At 57.7% G+C, this 21,008-nt stretch carries 20 protein-coding genes, 1 tRNA gene and 2 pseudogenes; 16 read left to right on the forward strand and 7 right to left on the reverse strand.

Translation table 11 applies throughout. The annotated features are described in order from the left end of the window. Positions 1-36 precede the first annotated feature (36 nt). The 9 genes and pseudogenes from AC0L4C_RS05750 to AC0L4C_RS05790 all read left to right on the forward strand — a co-directional run. Positions 37-201 (forward strand): annotated as a pseudogene (locus AC0L4C_RS05750) (aldo/keto reductase); the annotation flags it as partial. Between the two features lie 331 nt (positions 202-532). Then, positions 533-2,161: a hypothetical protein gene (locus AC0L4C_RS05755; RefSeq protein WP_473402671.1), complete on the forward strand. Its 1,629-nt coding sequence runs from the start codon at positions 533-535 to the stop codon at positions 2,159-2,161. Positions 2,162-2,286: 125 nt separating this feature from the next. Further along, positions 2,287-2,502 carry a helix-turn-helix transcriptional regulator gene (locus tag AC0L4C_RS05760; RefSeq protein WP_473402672.1) on the forward strand — a complete coding sequence of 72 codons (216 nt, stop codon included), beginning with the start codon at positions 2,287-2,289 and terminating at the stop codon, positions 2,500-2,502. Positions 2,503-2,618: 116 nt separating this feature from the next. Further along, positions 2,619-3,056 carry a helix-turn-helix domain-containing protein gene (locus AC0L4C_RS05765; RefSeq protein ID WP_473403458.1) on the forward strand — a complete coding sequence of 146 codons (438 nt, stop codon included), beginning with the start codon at positions 2,619-2,621 and terminating at the stop codon, positions 3,054-3,056. Between the two features lie 22 nt (positions 3,057-3,078). Continuing rightward, the gene (locus tag AC0L4C_RS05770; protein ID WP_473402674.1) at positions 3,079-4,161 is read left to right on the forward strand and encodes a tyrosine-type recombinase/integrase; all 1,083 of its coding nucleotides are present in this window, start codon (positions 3,079-3,081) and stop codon (positions 4,159-4,161) included. Between the two features lie 113 nt (positions 4,162-4,274). After that, positions 4,275-4,334, forward strand: a pseudogene (locus AC0L4C_RS05775) (hypothetical protein); the annotation flags it as partial. 88 nt (positions 4,335-4,422) lie between these two features. Continuing rightward, positions 4,423-4,599: a hypothetical protein gene (locus AC0L4C_RS05780; protein ID WP_473403589.1), complete on the forward strand. Its 177-nt coding sequence runs from the start codon at positions 4,423-4,425 to the stop codon at positions 4,597-4,599. 11 nt (positions 4,600-4,610) lie between these two features. Beyond that, the gene (locus tag AC0L4C_RS05785) at positions 4,611-5,012 is read left to right on the forward strand and encodes a hypothetical protein (RefSeq protein WP_473402675.1); all 402 of its coding nucleotides are present in this window, start codon (positions 4,611-4,613) and stop codon (positions 5,010-5,012) included. Positions 5,013-5,428: 416 nt separating this feature from the next. Continuing rightward, positions 5,429-5,893, forward strand: a complete 465-nt coding sequence (locus tag AC0L4C_RS05790; RefSeq protein ID WP_473402676.1) for a DUF6998 domain-containing protein — start codon at positions 5,429-5,431, stop codon at positions 5,891-5,893. Between the two features lie 32 nt (positions 5,894-5,925). Here the strand turns inward: AC0L4C_RS05790 and AC0L4C_RS05795 are convergent, their stop codons facing one another. Next, the gene (locus tag AC0L4C_RS05795; RefSeq protein WP_473403460.1) at positions 5,926-6,465 is read right to left on the reverse strand and encodes a T4SS efffector SepA family protein; all 540 of its coding nucleotides are present in this window, start codon (positions 6,463-6,465) and stop codon (positions 5,926-5,928) included. Between the two features lie 501 nt (positions 6,466-6,966). Here AC0L4C_RS05795 and AC0L4C_RS05800 point away from each other — a divergent pair. Continuing rightward, a protein-coding gene (locus tag AC0L4C_RS05800) for an IS3 family transposase (RefSeq protein ID WP_473399812.1) occupies positions 6,967-8,066 on the forward strand; the annotation gives its coding sequence in 2 pieces (ribosomal slippage) (positions 6,967-7,219 and positions 7,219-8,066; 1,101 coding nt in all). A 56-nt stretch (positions 8,067-8,122) separates the two neighbouring features. Here the strand turns inward: AC0L4C_RS05800 and AC0L4C_RS05805 are convergent. Beyond that, on the reverse strand, positions 8,123-8,401 hold the full coding sequence (locus tag AC0L4C_RS05805; RefSeq protein WP_473402677.1) for a DUF3223 domain-containing protein: 279 nt from the start codon (positions 8,399-8,401) through the stop codon (positions 8,123-8,125). 161 nt (positions 8,402-8,562) lie between these two features. Here AC0L4C_RS05805 and AC0L4C_RS05810 point away from each other — a divergent pair, with 161 nt between their 5' ends. The 6 genes from AC0L4C_RS05810 to AC0L4C_RS05835 all read left to right on the forward strand — a co-directional run bounded on the left by AC0L4C_RS05810 (position 8,563) and on the right by AC0L4C_RS05835 (position 14,962). Continuing rightward, on the forward strand, positions 8,563-9,729 hold the full coding sequence (locus tag AC0L4C_RS05810) for a tyrosine-type recombinase/integrase (protein WP_473402678.1): 1,167 nt from the start codon (positions 8,563-8,565) through the stop codon (positions 9,727-9,729). Then, positions 9,713-10,252 carry a hypothetical protein gene (locus AC0L4C_RS05815; RefSeq protein ID WP_473402680.1) on the forward strand — a complete coding sequence of 180 codons (540 nt, stop codon included), beginning with the start codon at positions 9,713-9,715 and terminating at the stop codon, positions 10,250-10,252. Before AC0L4C_RS05810 ends, AC0L4C_RS05815 begins: the two co-directional genes overlap by 17 nt. A 287-nt stretch (positions 10,253-10,539) precedes the next feature. Beyond that, a complete protein-coding gene (locus AC0L4C_RS05820) occupies positions 10,540-10,761 on the forward strand; it encodes a helix-turn-helix domain-containing protein (RefSeq protein ID WP_473402681.1) in 222 nt (73 codons plus the stop codon). Continuing rightward, the gene (locus tag AC0L4C_RS05825; RefSeq protein WP_473402682.1) at positions 10,758-12,920 is read left to right on the forward strand and encodes a VapE domain-containing protein; all 2,163 of its coding nucleotides are present in this window, start codon (positions 10,758-10,760) and stop codon (positions 12,918-12,920) included. The genes AC0L4C_RS05820 and AC0L4C_RS05825 overlap by 4 nt, the downstream gene beginning before the upstream one ends. A gap of 346 nt (positions 12,921-13,266) precedes the next feature. Then, entirely contained in the window at positions 13,267-13,734 is a 468-nt protein-coding gene (locus AC0L4C_RS05830; RefSeq protein ID WP_473402683.1) for a GIY-YIG nuclease family protein, read from the forward strand. A gap of 211 nt (positions 13,735-13,945) precedes the next feature. Then, positions 13,946-14,962, forward strand: a complete 1,017-nt coding sequence (locus AC0L4C_RS05835) for a hypothetical protein (RefSeq protein ID WP_473402684.1) — start codon at positions 13,946-13,948, stop codon at positions 14,960-14,962. A gap of 295 nt (positions 14,963-15,257) precedes the next feature. Here AC0L4C_RS05835 and AC0L4C_RS05840 read toward each other — a convergent pair whose 3' ends face one another. From AC0L4C_RS05840 to AC0L4C_RS05860, 5 genes are all read right to left on the reverse strand, one after another. Next, positions 15,258-15,842: a DUF2971 domain-containing protein gene (locus AC0L4C_RS05840; protein ID WP_473402685.1), complete on the reverse strand. Its 585-nt coding sequence runs from the start codon at positions 15,840-15,842 to the stop codon at positions 15,258-15,260. A 451-nt stretch (positions 15,843-16,293) separates the two neighbouring features. Continuing rightward, positions 16,294-17,109, reverse strand: a complete 816-nt coding sequence (locus AC0L4C_RS05845) for a hypothetical protein (protein WP_473402686.1) — start codon at positions 17,107-17,109, stop codon at positions 16,294-16,296. Between the two features lie 8 nt (positions 17,110-17,117). Beyond that, positions 17,118-18,524, reverse strand: coding sequence for a restriction endonuclease subunit S domain-containing protein (locus AC0L4C_RS05850; protein ID WP_473402687.1), 1,407 nt, complete (start codon positions 18,522-18,524; stop codon positions 17,118-17,120). A gap of 20 nt (positions 18,525-18,544) precedes the next feature. Then, entirely contained in the window at positions 18,545-20,506 is a 1,962-nt protein-coding gene (locus tag AC0L4C_RS05855; RefSeq protein ID WP_473402688.1) for an N-6 DNA methylase, read from the reverse strand. A gap of 375 nt (positions 20,507-20,881) precedes the next feature. After that, positions 20,882-20,957, reverse strand: a tRNA-Thr gene (locus tag AC0L4C_RS05860). Positions 20,958-21,008 lie beyond the last annotated feature (51 nt).

Consider the following 21,008-nt stretch of genomic DNA (forward strand, 5'->3'; position numbering starts at 1 on the left):
AACGAATGATTCGCTGGCGTAACTTCGATGACGGATAATCGAGTCTTCGTGGACGTCATCCAAGCGGTGGCCGCGAGAAAGAACGCGAGCGCCGCTCAGATCGCCTTGGCCTGGTTGCTGGCCCAGAAGCCCCGGTTTGCGCCAATCCCCGGCACCACGAAACTGCAGCGCTTGGAAGAGAACACTGCTGCCGCCGATATCCCGCTCAGTGACGCTCCGGCGCAGCTTGGACGACGGAATGGCTTACCCTGCCTGAACTTGTTACCCTCACCGCAGCGTCATTGAACCTCGCTTGGCAACTGACGAGCCAATTGTCGTTCCACTGAGTTACCGCTTCCGGCGCGAAGCGGTCATTGGCTAGTTAGAATTCATCCCTTGAGCCAATCTCAGGCTTCAACCAATATCGGCCATGGTTCACTTGGTTCCCGAGGGTTACGTCTCACTTCCTGCCGCCTTTAACCGATTCCACGACATACTCTGGAACGGCCACTCTCCTGCTTTCGAACTTCGGACGCGAGTTCTCGGCGGGAGATTGCCCGCCGAAGTAGTTGGTACTCATATCGCCGCGCTCGATGCGGTTACCGATCTCGAACTTGCAGAGGTCACGCGTCCGTTCATTGAAGGTACCGTGGAGGCACTCGTCAGACCGGGTGAATTCGAGAACTTCACGATCCCTCGTATGGAATGGGCGTCGGCCTTCTTCCCAGAACGGTTCTTTTTGGATTCCGTGGTCAAGATTGGGCATGGAAACTATTGGGATTCCCTGGCGGGGAGAACGCCATTTGTTCGACTAACTCAATTTGAAGTGTGGCTGATGGGACTGGGGCTCCCTGCGGCCAATCCCCGTGGTCGCCGCATTCCACCGGTGCATGCCTTGCGACAGTCGATGATTAGTCTTGTGATGGACGGGGCCCTTCCTCCGGAGGAGGCCGAGGGGCTTGCGGCGAGGTGGGGCCAGCGGCCGTTCGCCAACTCGCCCCGGCCGTCGAAGTTCGATCCGATGGTCGAGTCCGGCTGGTCGCTTGCGATGACAGTCGCATGGATCTCGATGCGTTCGGCCCAGGCGGTTCGGGATAGCTGGGCGGCGTACCGAAATGAATGTTGGGAGTGGTTCGGCGTCAGGCGCCGGTTGCCGCTAGATGGCGCGGAGGAGTGGTGGATTGCCGAGGGTGCCGAGCTGCGTCCACTGGATGCCCGAACCGTTCAGGATCTGGGGCTCCTTGAGGCCACAAATTTGGACTCTGAACCCAAGGTCGTTTCCATTAAGAGCGCTCGCGAAGAGCTTTGGCGCAGGCTGGCTGAAGGTCAAATTGTGGCCACCGGACTCGACCCACGCGGAACGGCCATTCAGATTCCCGCCCATGAGTGGCACTATCTCGAGCTGTCAGGAAAGGTCGACGGGGCGGACTATGTCATCCAGCGGTCTGTGTCCCTGAAGGCGGCATACACCGACCTGAAGTTTCTTCGCACCGCTGTGATGGCCCTGTGGCCTGAGCCGAAGAACTCTGAAGAGGCACCACCTCCGTTCGACCTGTCCGCTGCCGACTGGACGCTGTGGGAGGCCGCCCAGTGGGTCGGATGCGAGGGTCTGGCGCGCTCATCGCAGGAGATTGCGGATGGTGACCTCGACGACAAGGGCGCCACTGTGCTGTTTGCGGCGTTTTTCCAGGAACGTCTCCCGGTAACCGGCCTAACCCACGTGCTGATTCGTGAACAGATTCCAGCAGTCTATTGGGAAATGGCGACGACCGATCCGGGACAGTTCCGCCAGCGCCACTTCGTAAGCTTCATCGACGAAACCCTAAACGACTACGGAGGTGAGTTTACCCCGGTTGGTACAGAGAAGCCTCGATGGTTTGGCATCCAGGTCAAGCGCGACGCCCTCTTAGCCGCCTTCCCGCAATTCGTGAGGGCTGGCGAGGCGGCCTCTCAACACTCGCCACAGCGCGGGGCAAGCGCAGCTCGCAAAACCGGTGGGTCGCTCAAATCACCGGACAAGCTCGATGCGACGAGGCGCGCGATAGCCGAGCTATATCCGCTCGGGTTACCGCTGGGATTGACCTCGAAAGATCGACTCAAGGTGGTAAACAACTGGCATCTCGCAAACGGCGGCAGCGCAGTTTCTCCCAGTACTGTTCGCAGGGCCCTTCGGAAAGAGTAGCGTCAAACCACGCCAAATTGAGCCATGAGCCGGCTGGCCTCGTTTGGCGTTTTCGTTCCACACGGTGTTTCCGCAGGTTGCGTGCAGAAGGCGCGCCGATCCGGTGCTTGCCGGGAACCTGCACGATGAACCCCGCTACTCCCCAGACTCACCGCCGCAAACTGCGCACCCGCGAGGCCGCGGCCTATACCGGCCTTGCCAAGTCCACCCTTGAAAAACTGCGCGTGCATGGCGGCGGCTGCCCCTACATGCGCGTCGGCCGCGTCGTGGTCTACGACCCGGACGATCTGGACGCCTGGCTGGCGTCGCACAAGCGCATGTCGACGTCGGACCGAGAGTAACTCGGGTGCCCGCCGCGCCGCACAACCCCCTGACCTCACCTCCTCGGCAATCCCTGCAGGCGCATAAAAAGCGCCGGCCGAACTACCGGCTGATAAAGATACATCGTCCATACACTGTGGACGACGCCGCGCGAGCGACGGGCTGTTCGAAGGGCACGATCAGGCGCTGGATAAAGTCCGGTGCCTTGCCGGCGATGGTCGACCAGAGACCAAACTTGATCCTCGGTGCTGATCTTGCCGAGTACCTCAAGGGCCGCGCCCAATCAGGACCGAAGCTACGGCTTCAGGAATTCTTCTGTTTCAAGTGCAGGGCACCGCGAGAGGCCGGCTTGAGAATGGCTGATTATGTCCCTCGCACTGCCTCGACCGGCAATCTGAAAGCGCTCTGTGCGGTCTGCATCACACCGATGAACAAGGTGATCGCTGCCGCCTCGCTGGAGCCGCTGGGGCGCATTCTTAACGTGACGCTGACGCAGGCGGTGACACACCTAGTAGATGCCGCCGGGCCCTCTCCAAATGATCACTTCAGTCAGGATCCGAAAACCAATGGTTAGGCACCACCCCGAAAACGAGAGAATGAAGCGCGCGTACTTCATCTATCTGGAGGATGCGAAGCGCATGGCAGGTTCGAGCGTCGACCAGGTCGCGGCCCATCTCGCCGCGTTCGAGGAGTCGACAAATTATCGGGCCTTCAAGAGCTTTCACATCGAGCAGGCGCGTCAGTTCAAGCGGCGGCTTCGTGAGCGGGTGAGTGCCAAGACTGGCAAGCCCCTCGCGGTCGCGACAATCAATTCTCGTCTCAAGGCGCTGCGTGCGTTCTTCATCTGGCTCGCGGACCAGCCCGGCTTTCGTTCGAAGCTCAGTTACCTCGACGCCGACTACTTCAACGATAGCAGCAACGACCAGCGTATCGCCGGCGCCGTCCGGGAGAAGAGGGTAGCGACCCTGGACGAGGTTCGGCACGTCATTCTTTCGGCTCCGATCTCAGCTGCCATAGATCGCCGCAATCAGGCCCTCATCGCCCTGGCTCTGCTCACGGGAGCCCGCGACAGTGCCATCGCGTCTCTCCGCTTGAAGCACGTAGATCTGGCTCGCAGTTCGATCTTTCAGGACGCGCGCGATGTGCACACCAAATTCCGCAAGACCTTCTCCGCCTGGTTCTTCCCGGTCGGTGAAGACATCGAGCGAATCTTCGCTGACTGGGTTAACTACCTGCGAAACGAAATTCACTTCGGCCCGGAGGACCCACTGTTTCCTGTCACCCAGATCGCACTAGACGCGAGAGGCCTGTTTGCGCCGATCGGCTTGAGCAATATGCACTGGCAAGGAACCGGCGCCATTCGCAAGATCTTCAAGACCGCATTCGAGGTAGCAGGACTCCCCTATTCAAATCCACACCTCATCCGGGACACGCTGACCCTTCTCGGCGAACAGGTCTGCAAGACACCCGAGGAGCTCAAGATCTGGAGCCAGAATCTCGGTCATGAGAAGGTGCTGACGACCCTCACCAGCTACGGAAACGTGGCAGCGCACCGTCAGGCTGAAGTCCTTGCTGCGATGCGCCTACGAGCAAAGGCGGGTCCGGAAGGTAAGCCGGGAGATCCGGACAGCGAGACGATCGCTACGGTACTTGCCTATCTCCAGCGCCGCACATCATAGTCGTTCGCGGTCAAATTCTCTCGACGAGAATGCCTTCAACAGCATAGAGCGCGACCTTCGGGCGGAGGAGGGGATCGCCAACGAGCTTAGATTGTGTCGAGCAGATCTCGTGGGTGCTGTTCCTGAAATATCTGCACGATCTGGAGGCCGATCGCCGCGACCAGGCCGCTCTGGAGGGCAAGACCTACACCCCGATCATCGAGGGCGATTTCACCTGGGACAAGTGGGCGGCGCCCAAGAAGGGCGGAGCAGGAGTTCCTGGTGGGAGTGTTGAAGGTCTACGCATCACACGGCGAGGGCGAGCTTTCACTCTCCAAAGTCTCAACTTTCCTGACTGCTCGCTACGGCAGCATCGCGGATGCCAAGATCAAGCTCGGTGACATACCGGTGATCAAGGCCGTTTTCGTCGACATGCAGCGGAAGTTTTATGAGGATTGAGGGGGGAATAGGTGGGAAGCCCATATCTCAAGGCCGGTCGACTTTCGGATGTCATCGCGACCAAGCTAGGTAATTACAAGTTTAACAAGCCCGATGCGGCCGGCTGGGCCGACAGAATATCAGGGCGTCAGAAGTCCGCTGAACACTGGGTGTCCGTATTCCGCGAGCATCCTGAGTTCTTTCGACAGGCCTCCGAGAATGAGAGGTACTCGCTGGTCTGGAGACGACAGTTTCCGCTGAGCTTCGACGTGGACGCCGAGAAGGAGATCAGCCCAAATCACCAACTGACGGCGGAGGCGTACGACCGCATCAGTCGCCGCCCACTCGAGCCCTCAGAATTGACTGCCCTGATCGGCGTTGCCGTAAACTTGCACCAGGCCGCGCTGGATCACGTCAGTTCCCGTCGGTGGTGAATTCCGCTTGCCGCCGTGGTGCTCGGTTTTCTCGGATCACTTGCGGGTGGCTGGATCAACAGCGCTTGGCAGAATTCCGGCACCGGTGGCGACCCGGTGGTGCCCTCGGGTTATTGCTTCTCCGAGTCCTCGGAAGCACCGAAGCAATAACTTCAACAATGTCAGAAGGTTGGAGTGGTGCCGCTTAGGTGACTCGAACACCTGACCCCATCATTACGAATTAGGCTCGGATACTGCAGCTGGCGTCGTACAGGGTTTGACACTTTTTGATAAGGCACTGAGCACGAAGGAACTTTCATCGGCTGAGCTTGGATCCAGCACCACGGCTTTGCACTGGCTTCCCCTACTAATCCCCTACTAGCCCCAGAGCCACAGCCGCCATGGCTCAATTGCCATACATTGAGTAGGATCGCAGCATGCGTCTCCCCCTGCCGTCCGCCGCTATCGGCCTAATCCACGCGCGTAATGCACTTCGACTGCACTACTTGTCCACGGGTCTATCCTTTACCCTCGATGGCAACCTGATTGGCGACCTGGGGGAGGCCCTCGCCAACGAGTATTTTGGCGTGAAGCTCGTCGAGCGGAATGGGACGGGTATCGATGGGTACGCGGCCGATGGTCGAACGGTGCAAGTGAAAGCAAGCGCTACCGGGCGAGGCGCCGCGTTTCGGAACACCGAAACCCGGGCCGATCATCTCCTCTTCTTCGCTCTGGACCTTGAGAGCGAACAGCTGGAGGTTCTGTTCAACGGGCCCGAGCACCACGTTGTTGCGCGGCTGCCGGCGACTTGGAATGGTCAGCGTTCGGTCTCACGAGGCCAGTTGATTGCCGCCGACAAACTCGTTGATCCGCACACGCGTCTTTCTGTCGTGAGAAGATAGGGGCGCGGGCGAGGGGCGCTCGCCCGGCGTTGTCATTTAGTTGGTTTTAGCGAAAAGCTGCCGCTCTCCCCTGGAAAAGCAGCCTTGGGATTATGCTGCCACACGAACGTGACCTCGATTGACGCGCCGATAGCAGATGCGAGGTGATATGCGGCCTTCCACGCCGCGTTGGCGTCCTGACCCTGCACCGAGAGCTTGGCTTCGGCGATGTACTTGTATCCGCCGTCGTCCTTCTGGCCCGCCACATTGTTGATAATAAGCAACGAGCTGATCTTCGCCGGTGACATTCCCTGCGCCGCGGCCTCACGGATCGCTGCAATAAGTATCGAATTCCAATAAGTCTCGGAAGGGACGTGGCGTTTGCCATTGAACACGACGGAACGAACGGTCGTGAATGACAGACTGGGCGGCGATTCCGGGCTGAAAGGCCGAAAGCTCGATGTCGTCGTCGGCGATGTGTCGTCCGCCTCTAGCGCATCAAGAGCTTTGTTGATGACCGTTTCTATGGAATCGATCAAGGGGACGGCATGGGATTGTAGCCGGGCGAACGTTTCTTGAGAGAGGCTGACCATATGCACCACAAGCTCCTTACGATTTGACCGTTATAAGTCCTATAAGCCTCATAGAAACGTGTCAAGGGTCGTATGGAATCCTAGAGCTTCATGACGCGTCTTGGTTTCGGGGAGAACATTTCCGGGTGTTCGTGACACTTTGAGCCCAGTGGAGAACGCGCGGTATTACTGACGCTAGCCACTTTCGACTTCCCTCTCCGTTGAGGTCCCGTCGGCCTCAAAGGACCACGGGAACTCCAATCGGCTTCGCTCTGGTGAGTGCTAGCTAGGCAGAGGTGCGTTTACGGGTCCCATATTCCGCTCGCGGGCCCTGCCCCTCTGACGCCGAGAGGCAAATTTCCATCAAAATTTTTTCATCTTCGCGAGAGTGATTGTCGCCTGCAACCTGCCACAGGAAGTGGCAGCTACTGGGAGCGGGCCAAACATCGGTCTACACTGTGACCTGAGCCCCTGGATCTCCTCCAGATTTTGGTAGAGTCCGCCGCATTAGGGGGCGGACGGATGAAGCGCAGCAGGTTCAACGAAGAGCAGATCATTGCGATCTTGAAGGAACAGGAGGCCGGGCTGGGGACGGCCGACCTGTGCCGCAAGCATGGGATCGGCAGTGCCACCTTCTACAAGTGGAAGGCCAAGTATGGTGGCCTGGAAGTGTCCGATGCCCGTCGGCTGAAGGCACTCGAGGACGAGAACACTCGGCTCAAGAAGCTTCTGGCCGAGGCAATGCTGGACAACGCCATCCTCAAGGATGTCGCTGCAAAAAAATGGTGACGCCCGACGCGAAGCGGGATGCGGTGGCCCATGCCTGCCTGGTGCATGGCGTGAGCCAGCGGCGGGCGTGTGAAGCTCTCGAAGTTGACCGATCGAGTGTCAGGTATCGCAGCCTGCGGCCGGACGATCGGGAACTGCGTGAGGCGATGAAGGCAGTCGCGTCACAACGCCGGCGGTTCGGCTACCGCCGCATCCACGTGATGCTGCAGCGGCAGGGCATCGACATGAACATCAAGAAGCTCAGGCGGCTCTATGGCGAGGAGAGACTGCAGGTGCGCAAGCGCGGCGGTCGCAAACGGGCCTTGGGCACGAGGCGCCCGATGATCGTGCCGGACCAGCCGAACCAGCGCTGGAGCCTCGACTTCGTCTCCGATGCCTTCACCGATGGTCGCCGCTTCCGGGTGCTGGCCGTCGTCGACAATCATACGCGCGAGTGCCTGGCTCTGGTCGCCGATACCGCGCTCTCGGGTAGGCGTGTGGTGCGCGAGCTCGATACCATCATTGCTCGCCGCGGTCGGCCCCTGACGGTGGTCAGCGACAACGGCACCGAGTTCACCAGCATGGCGATCCTGCGCTGGACCCAGGACCGCCAGATCGACTGGCACTACATCGCTCCCGGCAAGCCCATGCAGAACGGCCTCATCGAGAGCTTCAACGGCAGCTTCCGCGATGAATGTCTCAACGAGACGCTGTTCTCGTCACTGGCTGAGGCTCGGGACCGGATCAGCGCATGGAAGGAGGACTATAACACCCAGCGACCACACTCCTCGCTGGGCAATCTCACGCCCAACGAGTTCGCCACGCAACTGGCACTGGAAAAGCAGGCCGCATAGGGCCAAAACATCAACCAAGGACTCTCCTCAAAGCCGGAGGGAACTTGGGGCTCAGGTCAACTGAAATCCTGCAACTCGCCTGTCTCATACTTGACATAAAGGCATCGCGATCCGCCCTTGGCCTTCGCGACGGTGAAGTGTCGGACTGCCCGATTCTCTACCCTGTCTTCGAACTCTGGATGCATGCGGAAAAGAGCCTCGGCAAATAATGCGGCGTTCCCCACCAATGGCTCCTCGTTCGTAGTGTGCGCAGCAATCTCCTGAAATCGTCTCACGACGGCCGCCATGCTCGGAAACGTTTCATTTCCAACAGTGACTGGAATTGGTTTGGGCATCCGACCCTCCCTGCTTGAAGAGGTAAAGGATAGCTGGATCGCTGGAGAATCCCAATTGGACAGCCCAGTACAGCGTTGCACAGCATGATATAGACTGCTGATTTCTCTATCGATTTTGTAGCAATCGCCCTATCGAGATTCGAGTCTCAGGAGGTCTCCGAATGTCGATCTTGTCGCTCACGAAGAAAACCGTCGATGGTTTGCAGCACCCAGCCCGTGGACAGGTCCTCTACCGCGATGCCCAGTTTAGGGGGTTGGGCCTGAGGGTCGGCAAAGAGTCCAAGGTGTGGTTCGCGGAGGGTCAGGTTGCCCGGCGGACACGGCGCGTCACCATTGGCCGTGCGGACCTTATCCTTCCCGAAGCGGCACGCAAGAAAGCGATGACCATTCTCAATGACATGAACGCTGGGGTGGATCCCAACCGAGCGAAGCGAGAGCTGCTCGCAGAGCGGATCACGATGGACGAAGCGTTTAAGGCGTTCTTTCGGGCCAAAACCCTGTCCCGCTTTACGATAGACGCCTACGAGCGGACCCGAGCCGTTTATCTCGCGGCATGGCGCGCCAAGAGCCTGCAGGACATTAGCCGGCAGATGGTGTTGGCGCAGCATCGCAAGATCAGCGCGGAACGCGGTAATCCCACAGCGAACAGCGTTTTCCGACACTTTCGCTCCGTCTACAATTTTACGGCCGCCAACTACGACGTATTCCCACCTAACCCTGCAGGAATCCTAACGCAGGCAAGGGCGTGGCATAAGGAGCGCCGTCGACGCCGGCTCATCTCGGTGCAGCAGCTGCCCAGTTGGTGGCGGGCGGTGCAGAACGAGTCTCGAGGTGCGCGCGACATCCTACTGTTTGCCCTGTTTACCGGGATGCGCCGCTCTGAGGTGCTAACCCTGCGCTGGGAGAGTGTTGATCTCGCCGGCAAAGCCCTGCATCTGCCGACGACCAAGAATGGGGACCCGCTCGACCTGCCGATGTCCGACTTTGTCGCCGAACTTGTCTCCTGCCGGCGCGAGCTTGTGGGCCAGTCTGAATGGGTGTTTCCCGGCGATGGAGCGAGCGGGCATATCACCGAGGTAAAGTCTTTCGTCGGGAGGGTCGTCGAGGTGTCGGGCGTTGAATTCAGCATGCACGACTTGCGCCGGACCTTTGTGACCGTGGCCGAGAGCCTTGACGTCAGCGCGTATGCACTCAAGCGCCTACTTAACCACCGGGCAGACACCGACGTTACCGGCGGGTACATTATTATCGACGCCGAGCGGCTTCGGGCACCGTCTCAGCTGGTTGCAACGCGTCTACTGGAGTTGGCCTATGCTTCTGAAGTTTGATGAGTTTGATCAGCTGCTTGGTGAGTACCAGTCCGAGTTTGGCGAAGACCTGGTGAACGAACTCAAAGGCGGTCGCGGCGCCGACGACCTGCTTAAACGGATTGTGCTTGGCTTCATTTGGGCGAACCCCTCAAAAACTACGAGCGACAAAGAGCGGCTTGCGAGCGCGCTCAGCGCTCTGACGGGTCGGCCGCAGCGGGTCAAAGTCTATGACGACGAGAGCGTACTGGAAGCGATGGCAGAAGCGCGCGCGGAGGATGAGATCAGACAGAGACGCGACTCCGCTTTCCGTCCGCGTTCGGACCGCGGGTTAGCGGAACTCTATGCGCCGCTGCTCAAGGACCAACAGTCTGTCACTTCAACTGCAGAGAGGCTCAGAAAGTCATTTTCGAAGCGACAGGCGGAGCTCCTTCATACCGTCAACGAGCGAGCAGTGGCAGTTGAGGTCCTAAGGCGTTACGTCCTTGCCGACATGGAGAAAATGCTGGGCAAGTTTGGCATCGGTTTCTTTGGCGAAAGCTGAGTTGTTGGGGAAAAGTTCGCTTGAACTTCCCCCGCCCGGACCGGCAAAAATGTGAGTATTAGGAGACCTCGCTTCAACCAAGGAGGTCTCTATGTACAACCCGCGTCGCTCGCCACCCGCTTTCGACTACAGCTCTGACGACCAGCCAAACACGTCGTGCTTGGGCTGTCAGCGCGGACCGGAACAGTGCCCGTTTCGCCGACATTCCGACCTCCGTCCAGATGGACCAGCGGCCCACGATGTTGAGTCGCCTACGACTCTCACGTGCCTCATTTGGGAGGCAAAAAATGAAAAATCCTGATCCGCTGCTCAATGAGGTCGAAGCCGCGGACTACATGCGCATCAGCGTGTACTGGCTACAAAAAGTCCGTTCCCAGCAACGGACCGGGCCGAGTGTGACGCGAGTTGGCGCTGCGATCCGTTACCGGCGATCGGCGCTCGATGAATTCTTGCAAGAGCACACAGCGCCGGGCGATCCCCTTGCGCCCCCTCAGCGGGGTGGCAAATGACCGAGCCCACGACCGAAACCATCGCAGGCGACGTCGACGCCGCCATGAGCTTTCTTACTTCGCGAAACCCAGATGGTCCGTGGCACCTTTGTGCCATCATCCCGGATGGCGGGCTGCTCTCGAAGACATTTCTCGCGTCTGAGAGTGCGGCCGCACGCGCCTTTATCCAGCAGCATAACGGTCGACGAAATCTCTATGTCCACGTGAATCTGCTGCTGGACGGGCTAAAGGATATCAAAGCCAAGAAGTCCGACGTGGGTCATGCGCTCTGGGCACATGTGGACCTCGATGATCTAGATGCTCTGCCCCGAGTGGTGGCATTCCTCCCCGCTCCGACTGCGGTGGTTTGCTCGGGTGGCGGATACAACGTCTATTGGGCCTTTTCCGAACCGATTGCAGACCTTCCGCGCGTAGAGCGCATCAACCGTTGGCTGGTGGCGAAGCTTGATGGCGACCCAGCTGCGACGGATTGCAGTCGCATCCTTCGTCTTCCCGGCACTATAAATCTGCCGACGAAAAAGAAGCGCGAACGCGGCCGCACGCCGTCACTGGCATACCTAGTTGAGGAGCAAACGAATTGGACGCGACGTTACGATCCCGCAGAGTTTGGTGAGAGCACAGCTGATGCAACCGCGGTGGCGCTGATCGAGCCCGATCACCTCACAGTTGCTCCTATCGATCTGCCGGAGGGGATCAGCGAGCGTACGCGAGAGGTCGCGATCCTTGGCGACGACCCCACGCGTCCCCGTTCCAGCGACGATCCGCGCTTCAATAGCCGCAGTGAGGCGGTCTTTTCGGTGGCATGCGGTCTAGTCAAGGCAGGTCTTGATCTGCTCGCGGTCGCCGGCGTCCTCATTAACCCAAGGTACGCCATCTCCGAGTCCATTCTAGAGAAACAGTCGCCCTCGGCTGAGGCGCTGCGCCAAGCCACCAAGGCGTCCATGAGAATGAAGGATGCCTGGCCGGATGGCAGCGACGGCCGAAGCGCTGCGCCCCGCCGCACTTTCCAAAACACCCAGGCTGCCCTGTTGCGGCTCGGGGCAGAATTCTATTTCGACGAGTTTCAGCAGCGGATGTTTGTATCCGGGAGGGAGCTGCAATCCTTCCAAGGCGAGGTCAGCGACGTAGTCTCCCTCCACCTCCGTGACGCCATTAACAAGCGTTTCGGCTTTGACCCGGGCAAAGAGATGACGCGCGATGCCGTCGAGCAGCTCTGCCACCAGAACCCGATCGATCCGGTGTGCGATTACCTGGCGTCCTTGGAATGGGATGGTCAACCGCGCATCGATACTTGGCTGGTCGACTTCGCCGGTGCTGAGGACAACCCGTACACGCTGGCAGTCGGAGCGATCCTGCTGATGGCTGGCGTACGTCGACCCAGACAGCCGGGCGTAAAGTTCGATACAATAGTCGTTCTGGAGGGTCCGCAGGGATCAGGAAAGTCGACACTTCTCAGGATCATGGCGAGCGACAAGTTCTTCAGCGACAGCGACCTTCTAGCCCTAGACCAGCGCGCCCAGATGGAAGCACTCGGAGGCGTATGGATTTACGAAATTGGCGAGCTTTCGGGATTGCGGTTCACCGACGTGAACAAGGTCAAAGCCTTTGCATCGAGAGCCGTCGATCGTGCCCGGCCCGCCTATGCCAGATACAGCGAAGTGCGCCCTCGCAGGGGCGTCTTGGTGGGGACTACGAACGACGATCAGTACCTGAAGGACGAAACCGGCAACCGTCGATTTTGGCCCGTGCGAACGGGTACGATCGACCTGGTCGGACTCAGTGTTTATCGGGATCAACTTTGGGCTGAAGCTGCTCACCGCGAGGCGATGGGCGAAAGCATAGAGCTGAAGGCCGAGCTTTGGCCCGCTGCCCGCGTCGAGCAACAGAAGCGCCTTGAGGCGGACGGGTGGGAGGGGATTCTTGAGAACCTGACTGGGTCACTTGCGCACGGAAAGGAAATGGTGGCGAGCAACTGGATCATGACCGAGACCCTTGGAGTCTTGCCCGGTCATGTCCACGCACATCACTGGAAGAGACTGAGCCGGGCAATGAATGGGCTCGGGTGGAACGGCCCGCAAACCCTCACGTTCGCAAGCGGAAACAAAGCCAAAGGGTATTGGCGCGAGCCCGTCCACGACGATCAGTCGGAACCGATATAACCTTGGTAACGGTAGTAACTCTTAGCCTTACCTTTACCGGGACGCGGCTACGGCCCGGCGCGCCGGGCCCGCCTTTAACGCCCGGCCCGTTACCACGGTACGGGCGTAGGCACCGTTACCACGAGCCCTCCAGCGGTCACACAGTCGGTTGCGTCGCCGTTAGGGCGCCGTAACCTTTAGCGGGGCCTAGGACGGTGGTGATCCTCCAATCGCCATAGGGCGTCTTGTATGCAGGATGGGCTTAAGGACGTATCATAGGTAGGTGCTGCAGAAGCTCACCGTGACTTTCCTGAAATTGCACTGACAGTTTTATTCCCATCGCGTCGATCATGAAGGTGCGCCAAACATGACCGCTGACATTCTAAAACTTGCAGGTCTCGAGTTTGCCTTTGTCGCTCCAATCGAACCGGAGCGAGACGACGCCGGCGCCTTGCGGCTAACCTGGCCTCAAGCAAGATATGCGAACATCGGAAGTCTGGCGCTTAATGCTTACGGAGTAGGGCCATTCTGCAAGTTTAGGATTCCGAGCCGTCTTAAAGTGGCAGGTGTTTACGTCATCACGATCGGCGGCGAAGCGAATTACGTAGGGGAGTGCGCCAACTTCGCCGCGCGGTTCAATGCGGGCTATGGCAACATATCGCCCCGGAACTGCTTCAAGGGCGGGCAGGAAACGAATTGCCGCGTCAACAATCTCATTTGCAAGGCTGCTGGGGAGGGCACGACGGTTGGACTATGGTTCTATGAGACCACCGATTTCAAAGCCGTCGAGGCGAGACTTCGGTCCGTTCTCCGCCTTCCGTGGAACAGGATTTGATATGCCGGCCACCGCACCCCACCCTTCCCATCTAACCTGATTAGGTGCCAACGTGATCATCTGGCACCGGCGATGGTCGCCAATGAACGCATGTGGTCGACTGTTTGCTATTCCTAAGGAAATGGGCAGCCTGTAAATCGACGCTGCCCACTTGATGTCCTGCCGTCGGCAGGATGGACCAAGGGGTCGCAAGAGCAGTGAGGACTATGCCATGCCTGTCGCCACTGTATTACTTCCGGATCGTACGGATTTGGAAACGATGCTGCGCTTTGGCATTGAGCTTGATTACTACGCAATGCACAATCGGCTCTCAATTGATTTTGGGAATCAGCCCCACTTCTTTTCCCCATTCTATATGTTGTTTCTTGCTGCTAAGCTGCGAGCGCTTAAGGCTCGCAACCCCGATTTGCGCATCGACGTTAAGAACCATTCGGCCAATGTATATCCCGGCCACATGGGGTTCTTCCACATGTTCGGGCTCGACTTGGGCAGGGAGGTGGGAGAAGCGTGGGGAAGCGACAACTATGTGCCGCTGACTTGCATTGAGCGCAGCGCTCTCTATGAGGAGCCGGGCGACAAGTATAGGGAGCTTCCTGACCTAGTTCAGCGACATGCTGACGGCGTGGCCCGTGTCATTGCGCGAAGCGATGAGGTATCGGAAATGTTCAATGTTTTGTCGTTCTCCATTCGGGAGGTGATGAGGAACGTTTTTGAGCACAGTCGTTCTGACACGCTGTTCTACTGTGCTCAGTATTGGCCCAGGAGCAATAAGGTGGAATTTGCGCTTGCCGACTTCGGAATTGGTGTTCGGAAAGGATTGGCTGAAAACCCAAACTTCCGTTTCCCGTCCGACAAGCAGGCGATTGAGTGGAGTCTGCTGCCGAGCGTTTCCGGAAAAACGCACCTGCCGAGAACATCAGAGACTTGGTTCAACTCAGGATACGGCCTGTACATGACCAGCCGGCTGGCTCGCAATGGCGGGAATTTCGTGCTTGCGAGCGGTTCAACCGCCGTCCATCTGTCCAGAAAGACCAAAACCAACTACCGAACGTCATTTCCTGGTACAGCCCTGCGCTTTAACTTAAGCGTGGAAGAAATTGGCAACGTCAAGGACAGGCTGCAAGAGTTTCGTAGGGACGGCTTCGAACTTGCGAAAACTATCGCCGGGTCAGGCAATCGACCTCCCTCCGCTATGTCTCTGTTGTTACGCAGCGATTACAAGGCATAGCAGCAGCGGCGCCATGAAGTGCAGGCTTCCACCTAAGGTGGATGTCTACCGCTCGACTTTGCGTCATATGGCAAGGCGCCCTTCTTGCGGAAGTTCGACGGAGCAGGAGTTGGTTTTTGGATTGTTCAGGAAACCGGCAGCAAAACCTCTCGAGATAGGTAGTTTACGCGCGGGGTGCGTCGTCGAACGTTTGTTCCTCGGCCATCGTCGGCCGAATGTTGAGTGAACCAAGGTGCGATCGTGCGCCGCCGGATTCGGCCCGTAAGCAAGTGATGACCGAAGCCCCGATAGATAGTTAGAGATGCTGCGCCAGCTCGAATGCGCCTGCCGAAGAAACTCGCACCTCGAATTGGTCTATCTGAAAGCCCGCCTGTCTCAGCAGTTCACCGTAAAAACTGCGCCGCTCATCGGTCATTCGAAGGCCGAATGCGACGCTGGTTAGTTCACCGGGGAAATCAAACGATCCACTCGTTTCTTCGACGTATCGCCACTCCCGCTCATAGCTCCAAGTCGTTGGCTTCGTACTTATACTCGCTCGAAATACGGGATCGTCAAAAGAGAATTTCGAATTCGAAGCGAACCGAATTCCGTCAAAAGTAACTTCTACCGTCTGGTTGAAGCCGACAGTGAACGTGGGTTTGCTGTCCGCATAGGTCACGGGCAGGGTGTGGTACGAGTCGGCCAGCTTGCTGCCGTCTTGAACAGCAAAGCCCAGCGCGAGCCCGCTGTGGTCACCTGCATAGTGCGCCCACATGGGATGATTGTCTGCGCACTCGCTGAGGCTAAAAATGCCGACAGCGGAGAGCTGTGTCTGGAGACTATCGAAGATCCTTCTAGGATCTGAAAGCGCTACTCCGTGTTCTCGGTAGAGCTCCCTCATTGCGCGTATGCGCCTGTCGTGCGGGAGCTTCGATACATGCTTGAACCACTTACGGGTGCGTTGAGGGCTATATGAGAAGAGCCTGCCGCTGGGTCCCGCTGGGTTGTAAAGTACCCCCATGAACTGACCCCTCTCCATTTCTTGGATGGTTTGCTGCTTCCAGTCTTCGGGAATGATGCCGGTCCTACACTCTAGCGGGTCATTCATTTTCGCAGCGGTAGACAGCCATACCTTGCGGCTCGTTATAATTTCCTCAGTTCGGGCGCTATCGGGACGGTATTTATAGAGGATCGTTGGCATTGTTGCGGGCTGCCCTTTTTCTCACGTGGTTGGCGGTGGGGCGTGGCCGGCTCCGCGCCAGCCCCCGTCGCTCACCCCGCCCGAGTCTCCTTCAGGCTGGATGGAAGTTGGGGGCAACGTCACCGCGTCGGCCCCAAGCGACAAGGCCCAGCTAGAGGGTACATTTCACCAACCGCATGGCAATCAGGTAGGCGGGCTTGTAGATTTGGTTGTGCGTTTCATTCGGCGTTATCGACCCGTGGAACAGCGCGTTGCGGAGCCCGTAAAGCACGTCGATCAACGCGGAAAAGTTCTTGCTAGCGTCATTGATGAAGTGGACTTCGCCATAGGTGAGCTTCTTTTGTGCACCGTGGCCCGCCAAAACGCTCATAGTCACACGCGGAGCGACTGCTTCGAATAAGGCCAAGAGCAATGCGCGCTGCTCGTCCTTCAGGGCTTGGAAATTTCCGTCGTCCTCAAGCGTCTTCCGATCGTGCGAGGGAAGCGTGAGCGCAAAGGCCGCGACAGTCTTCGAGGCGGATACTTCAATGTATACTTCGCCTTTGTTCGGATGGTCGCGGCGGCAGCGAAAATCTCGCTTCCACTTTGTTTTTTGTTCGTCCTTCTTTATATTCGCGCCGATATCGACAGTGTCGAAGCAGACCCGACCTTTGCGGCCTTCAACAATGCATTCCTGAAGGCGACTGTGAAGTTCGTTGATTTGTAACCGGAACTCGCGTGCGTCGGGGCTATCGTCTTGCCAACCACCTTCTGCGTCATACGCGACCTTCAAATACTTCGACATCATGGGTAATGTCTTGTTCTTCACGACGTTGCCGGTTCCCTTGACCTTGTCCAGCAATTCGCGGTCGGAAAGGTCGCCGAATGTGTCGGTCATCCATGCGTTGAAGGGTATCCATGCCTTGATGAATTGGCTGAACCAATCGACTTCTGCCTGGTCGCGCCACCGTTTCAGATTGTCCCCCAAGCCCGGCATCACAGGGCCCCCATCTTGTCGAGATAGGCCATGGCAGCGGCCTCGCTGTCTTCGATGGCAATTTCAACAGCGCGCTTGGCAGCGTCGAGCAGGTCTCTGGCTCCACGCTCCTGAGCGAAGGCATCCATGATTGACTGACATACAGCACTCTGAACGTCATCTGGTGCCTGCCAAACCACCACCTTAGCAATGTCACTGGGATAGAGTTCAATTTGGCCTGAAGAGCCCCTGATGTGCCGCTCGATCTGCCACTGGCCGAGTGGACTATTCAGAAACACCGCCATATAGACGGGGTCGAGTTGTCCCGTTCGCAGAACTGTGACGTGATTGTCAGGCAGTGCCCTCTCAGCATGAAGATAAGCGGCCGCGCGCCCAATCGTACCCACGCCGGTTCCGTTCACCAAGACGTCGCCGTTCCCGATGACGACCGGGGAGCCTTCCTCAGTGGCGGTGCGATTGTCGTCGAGGGCCACGCGGTTGATCCGAACATGCTTTGAGTTCACGACTGGCAGACCGGTGTCAGCGTATTGCGGCTGTCGTCCCCGCGCGTTGGTGGTCAATATATCGCCCAACTCTATCCCGCGACCTGTAAGACGCAACCGCTCCGCGATCTCCGCGAAGATGGGCCTGAAATACTGAGCATCCAGCCGCCCGGCGGCGAAGGCGTCGCTGGCGCGGGCCGCGTAGGACAGTGGCCCCTGCGTGGTCCAATCAGCAAAACCAAGCGCCTTGAGTAAGGCGGTTTCGGCGTCTTTGTGCAGCTGTTTTGAGACTTCGGTGGTCGAGAGCGCTTTTCGGAAGATCGATTCAACTCTCGCCTGAAAAATTACACTTGGACGATGAACCATCACGTCCTTCAGGTCATCCAGATTCAAACCCTTCTGAATTGCGCCCCGTTCTTTGCGAAGTAATAAATTTCTACCGTATTCACTATTCAGATATACGGTCAAATATACAGGATTGATATCTCTCGGTCTTAGTACGGTGCTTTTGCAGCTAAATACAGCCGGAATATCTTTTTCCGTAACCAGCGCAGCGTTACCAAGAGTACCGACAACCGAGACCATAACGTCGTTGTTTCGAAGCGCATACTTCCTCAAGCGCTGATAGTCCTCACCTGGCATGAAGACATTGTCATTGTCCATAAGAATTAAAGGCTTGACGTCCTTTCCTCGTATGTATCTGTAATTCTGCTCATTGGTGTAGCTATCTATAGTAAACTCGGAACCGAACGGCCCAATCAAGAAATCAGTTCCGGTTCCCAGTTTTGCCGAATCGACACGCCCAATTCTCTCTTCTAGTTCAAGGAAGCGCTTCCTGTAGTACTCGCTGTCAATCCGATCGGTGAACTCGAGTTCTGACTTGGAGATAAGGCTTACTTCGAGCCCCCCCGATAGCGCATCCAATTTTGCGCTATCGTGAGGGCCTAGTGAAAAAAACTTAGGCGCTCTTTCTTCGCGAATTCGATGAACGCTTCGGCAATTCCTTCCGGTCGTTCGATCACAGTTCCGTCGGGCAGTTCGGCGTTGTGCCGGAACAGATCGTGGGCCACGATGAAGTGCCCGTGTTCGTCCCGCTCATTCACGCCATCGGCGTTCTTGACGTAGACCTTTTCGCCCCGGTTGTTGACGCTTTCGATCTGCTGCGTAGCGAAGAAGATGTTGTAGTCTTCTACCTTCTCGCACAGCGGCCCGGCGTTAACATCTTCGTTCCACTTCTGTACGAACAGCACGCTTGTCTTGGTGCCGGTGTGCGGCTTGAACGTGTTCGGGTGTAGCCCGACGACCGCCAGAATGCGGCACTGTTCCATGATGAACTTGCGCACCCGTTGGTCGCTGGAATTGTTGAAGCGGCCTTGGGGTAGCACGACCGCCATGCGCCCGCCGGGCTTCAGGAAATCCAGATTGCGTTCGATGAACAGAAGGTCGCGCCCGACGGAGCTTTCGTACTTGCCGTTGTCCTTTTGTGCGATGCTGTAAGGCGCAAGCATGTCGGTTTGTTTGATATCGCCCGCAAAGGGCGGGTTCGCCATCACCAGGTCGAAGTTGAAGTTGCGGAAGTCGCCGTTCTTCTTGTTCGCCCGCAGCTTCTTCAGCTTCGTCCAGCCCGGCCCATAGGTTTCCTGCCACTCGTCTTGCTTGGTCGTCTCTTCCCATTTCTGCCAATCCAGCGTGTTCATGTGCAGCACGTTGGTCTGACCATCGCCGGCGATGAGGTTGAGGCAGCGGGACACGCGGACACTCTTTTCGTCGAAGTCCAGCGCGAAGACTCTGTTCGTCACATAGTCGATGCAGCGTTGGGGTTTGCGTTCGGCGGTAAAAAGGTTCGATCGGGGCAAGCCCAATTCTTCAAGGATATTGCCCCAGACGTGGAACATGGAATGCACAGTGAAGCCCGCCGACCCGCAGGCGGGGTCGATGACGGTTTCCTGTTCGGTTGGGTTCAGCATCTTCACGCACATGTCGATGACCCAGCGCGGCGTGAAGTATTGCCCCTTTTCGCCCTTGGCTGATTTCGACACGAGATACTCAAACGCGTCGTCCACCACGTCCAGGTTCGAGTTGAAAAGTTTCCATTCTTCCAGCGAGGCGACGCAAACCTGTAGGTGGTCCTGCGAGAGCTTGATCCGTTCGTCATCGGAAAAGACGCCCGGCCATTCCTCCTTAGCCGCGTCGAATAGTTTTTGAATGTTCTCTTTCAGCTTCGAGGCGGTATTGCTGTTGCGAAAACGCAAGTGTGGGTATCGGCCTTGGTGGCACGACATTTCGTCGTAAAGCTTAGTGAAGACCAGCTTGAAGACCTCTTCGAACACGTCCACGCCCGCGTTCGCCAGAACTTCGTCTTCCAGGTCGACGATCTTTTCACGCAATGCCTTGTTGCCCGCCGAGGAAAGGGCGCGTTCGTTTTCCTTGTCCTCAAGGGTTTTCAGTGTCCACGGCTCATTGATGATATCTTCGATGTCCTGCGTGGCCGTAGGCAGGTGCGGGATTTCTTGTAGGTAGTTCGGGTTTTTGCGGTTCCAGACCTTGCTGTCAGGTCCGTTGCTCCAAAGCGCCAAGGGTGCGCCCGTAGCATGGGTATAAGAACGAAGCTGCTCTTTGCCGTCTTTTGCTTTCCCCTGCTTCACTTCGACGACGATATAGGGAACGGTCGGCCGGTCGGCGTCGAAGACCACGATATCCGCACGCTTCGATGAGTCGCGGCCGAAGGTTATCGGGTATTCGACGGCAAGACGGCTCAACGGATATCCATATCTGCCTTGAAGCTGGTGCAATAGAAATTGGCGAACGCACTCTTCAGGCTTGGCCAAAATCTCCTTCTTCCGAACCGGGCACTGGAAATAGAACTTGTCGTTCTTTTCAAATAGAAGCCCATCAAGCGCAGCCACTTCAGCTGCGGACAATGATCCGAGCCAAGGGCCAATGTCGCTTCCGGCAAATAGTCTAGAAACACCCACTTTAAGTCCGCCCCTCTTGCCGATTTGCCCGGATCGTTACCACACGGCGATTCGCTGTGTCAGTTCTTTCAAGCGTTCACTAGCGCCCATCTGCCACGTGCAAAAGCATCCGAAAGCGAAAGCGAAGACTGGAACTTACGTAGCAGGCAGAACAACCCGGCTCCAGCGGGTGTCACACCTTGCGACCCTCCTCGCAGCAACGCAGTTTTCGATGTGTGGTGGTGTCCGATGGTGCGCCACCGCCGAGCGGCTGAAACGCCGAAAATGCGCAGCCGATGAATACATAACGATATCAGATCATTGAGTTGGTGCCGCTTAGGTGACTCGAACACCTGACCCCATCATTACGAATGATGTGCTCTACCAACTGAGCTAAAGCGGCTTACCAGACGCAGGGCAACCTACTATCGCCCTACTATTTCGTTTCATAGCC

Source organism: Devosia sp. J20-27, assembly GCF_055808595.1.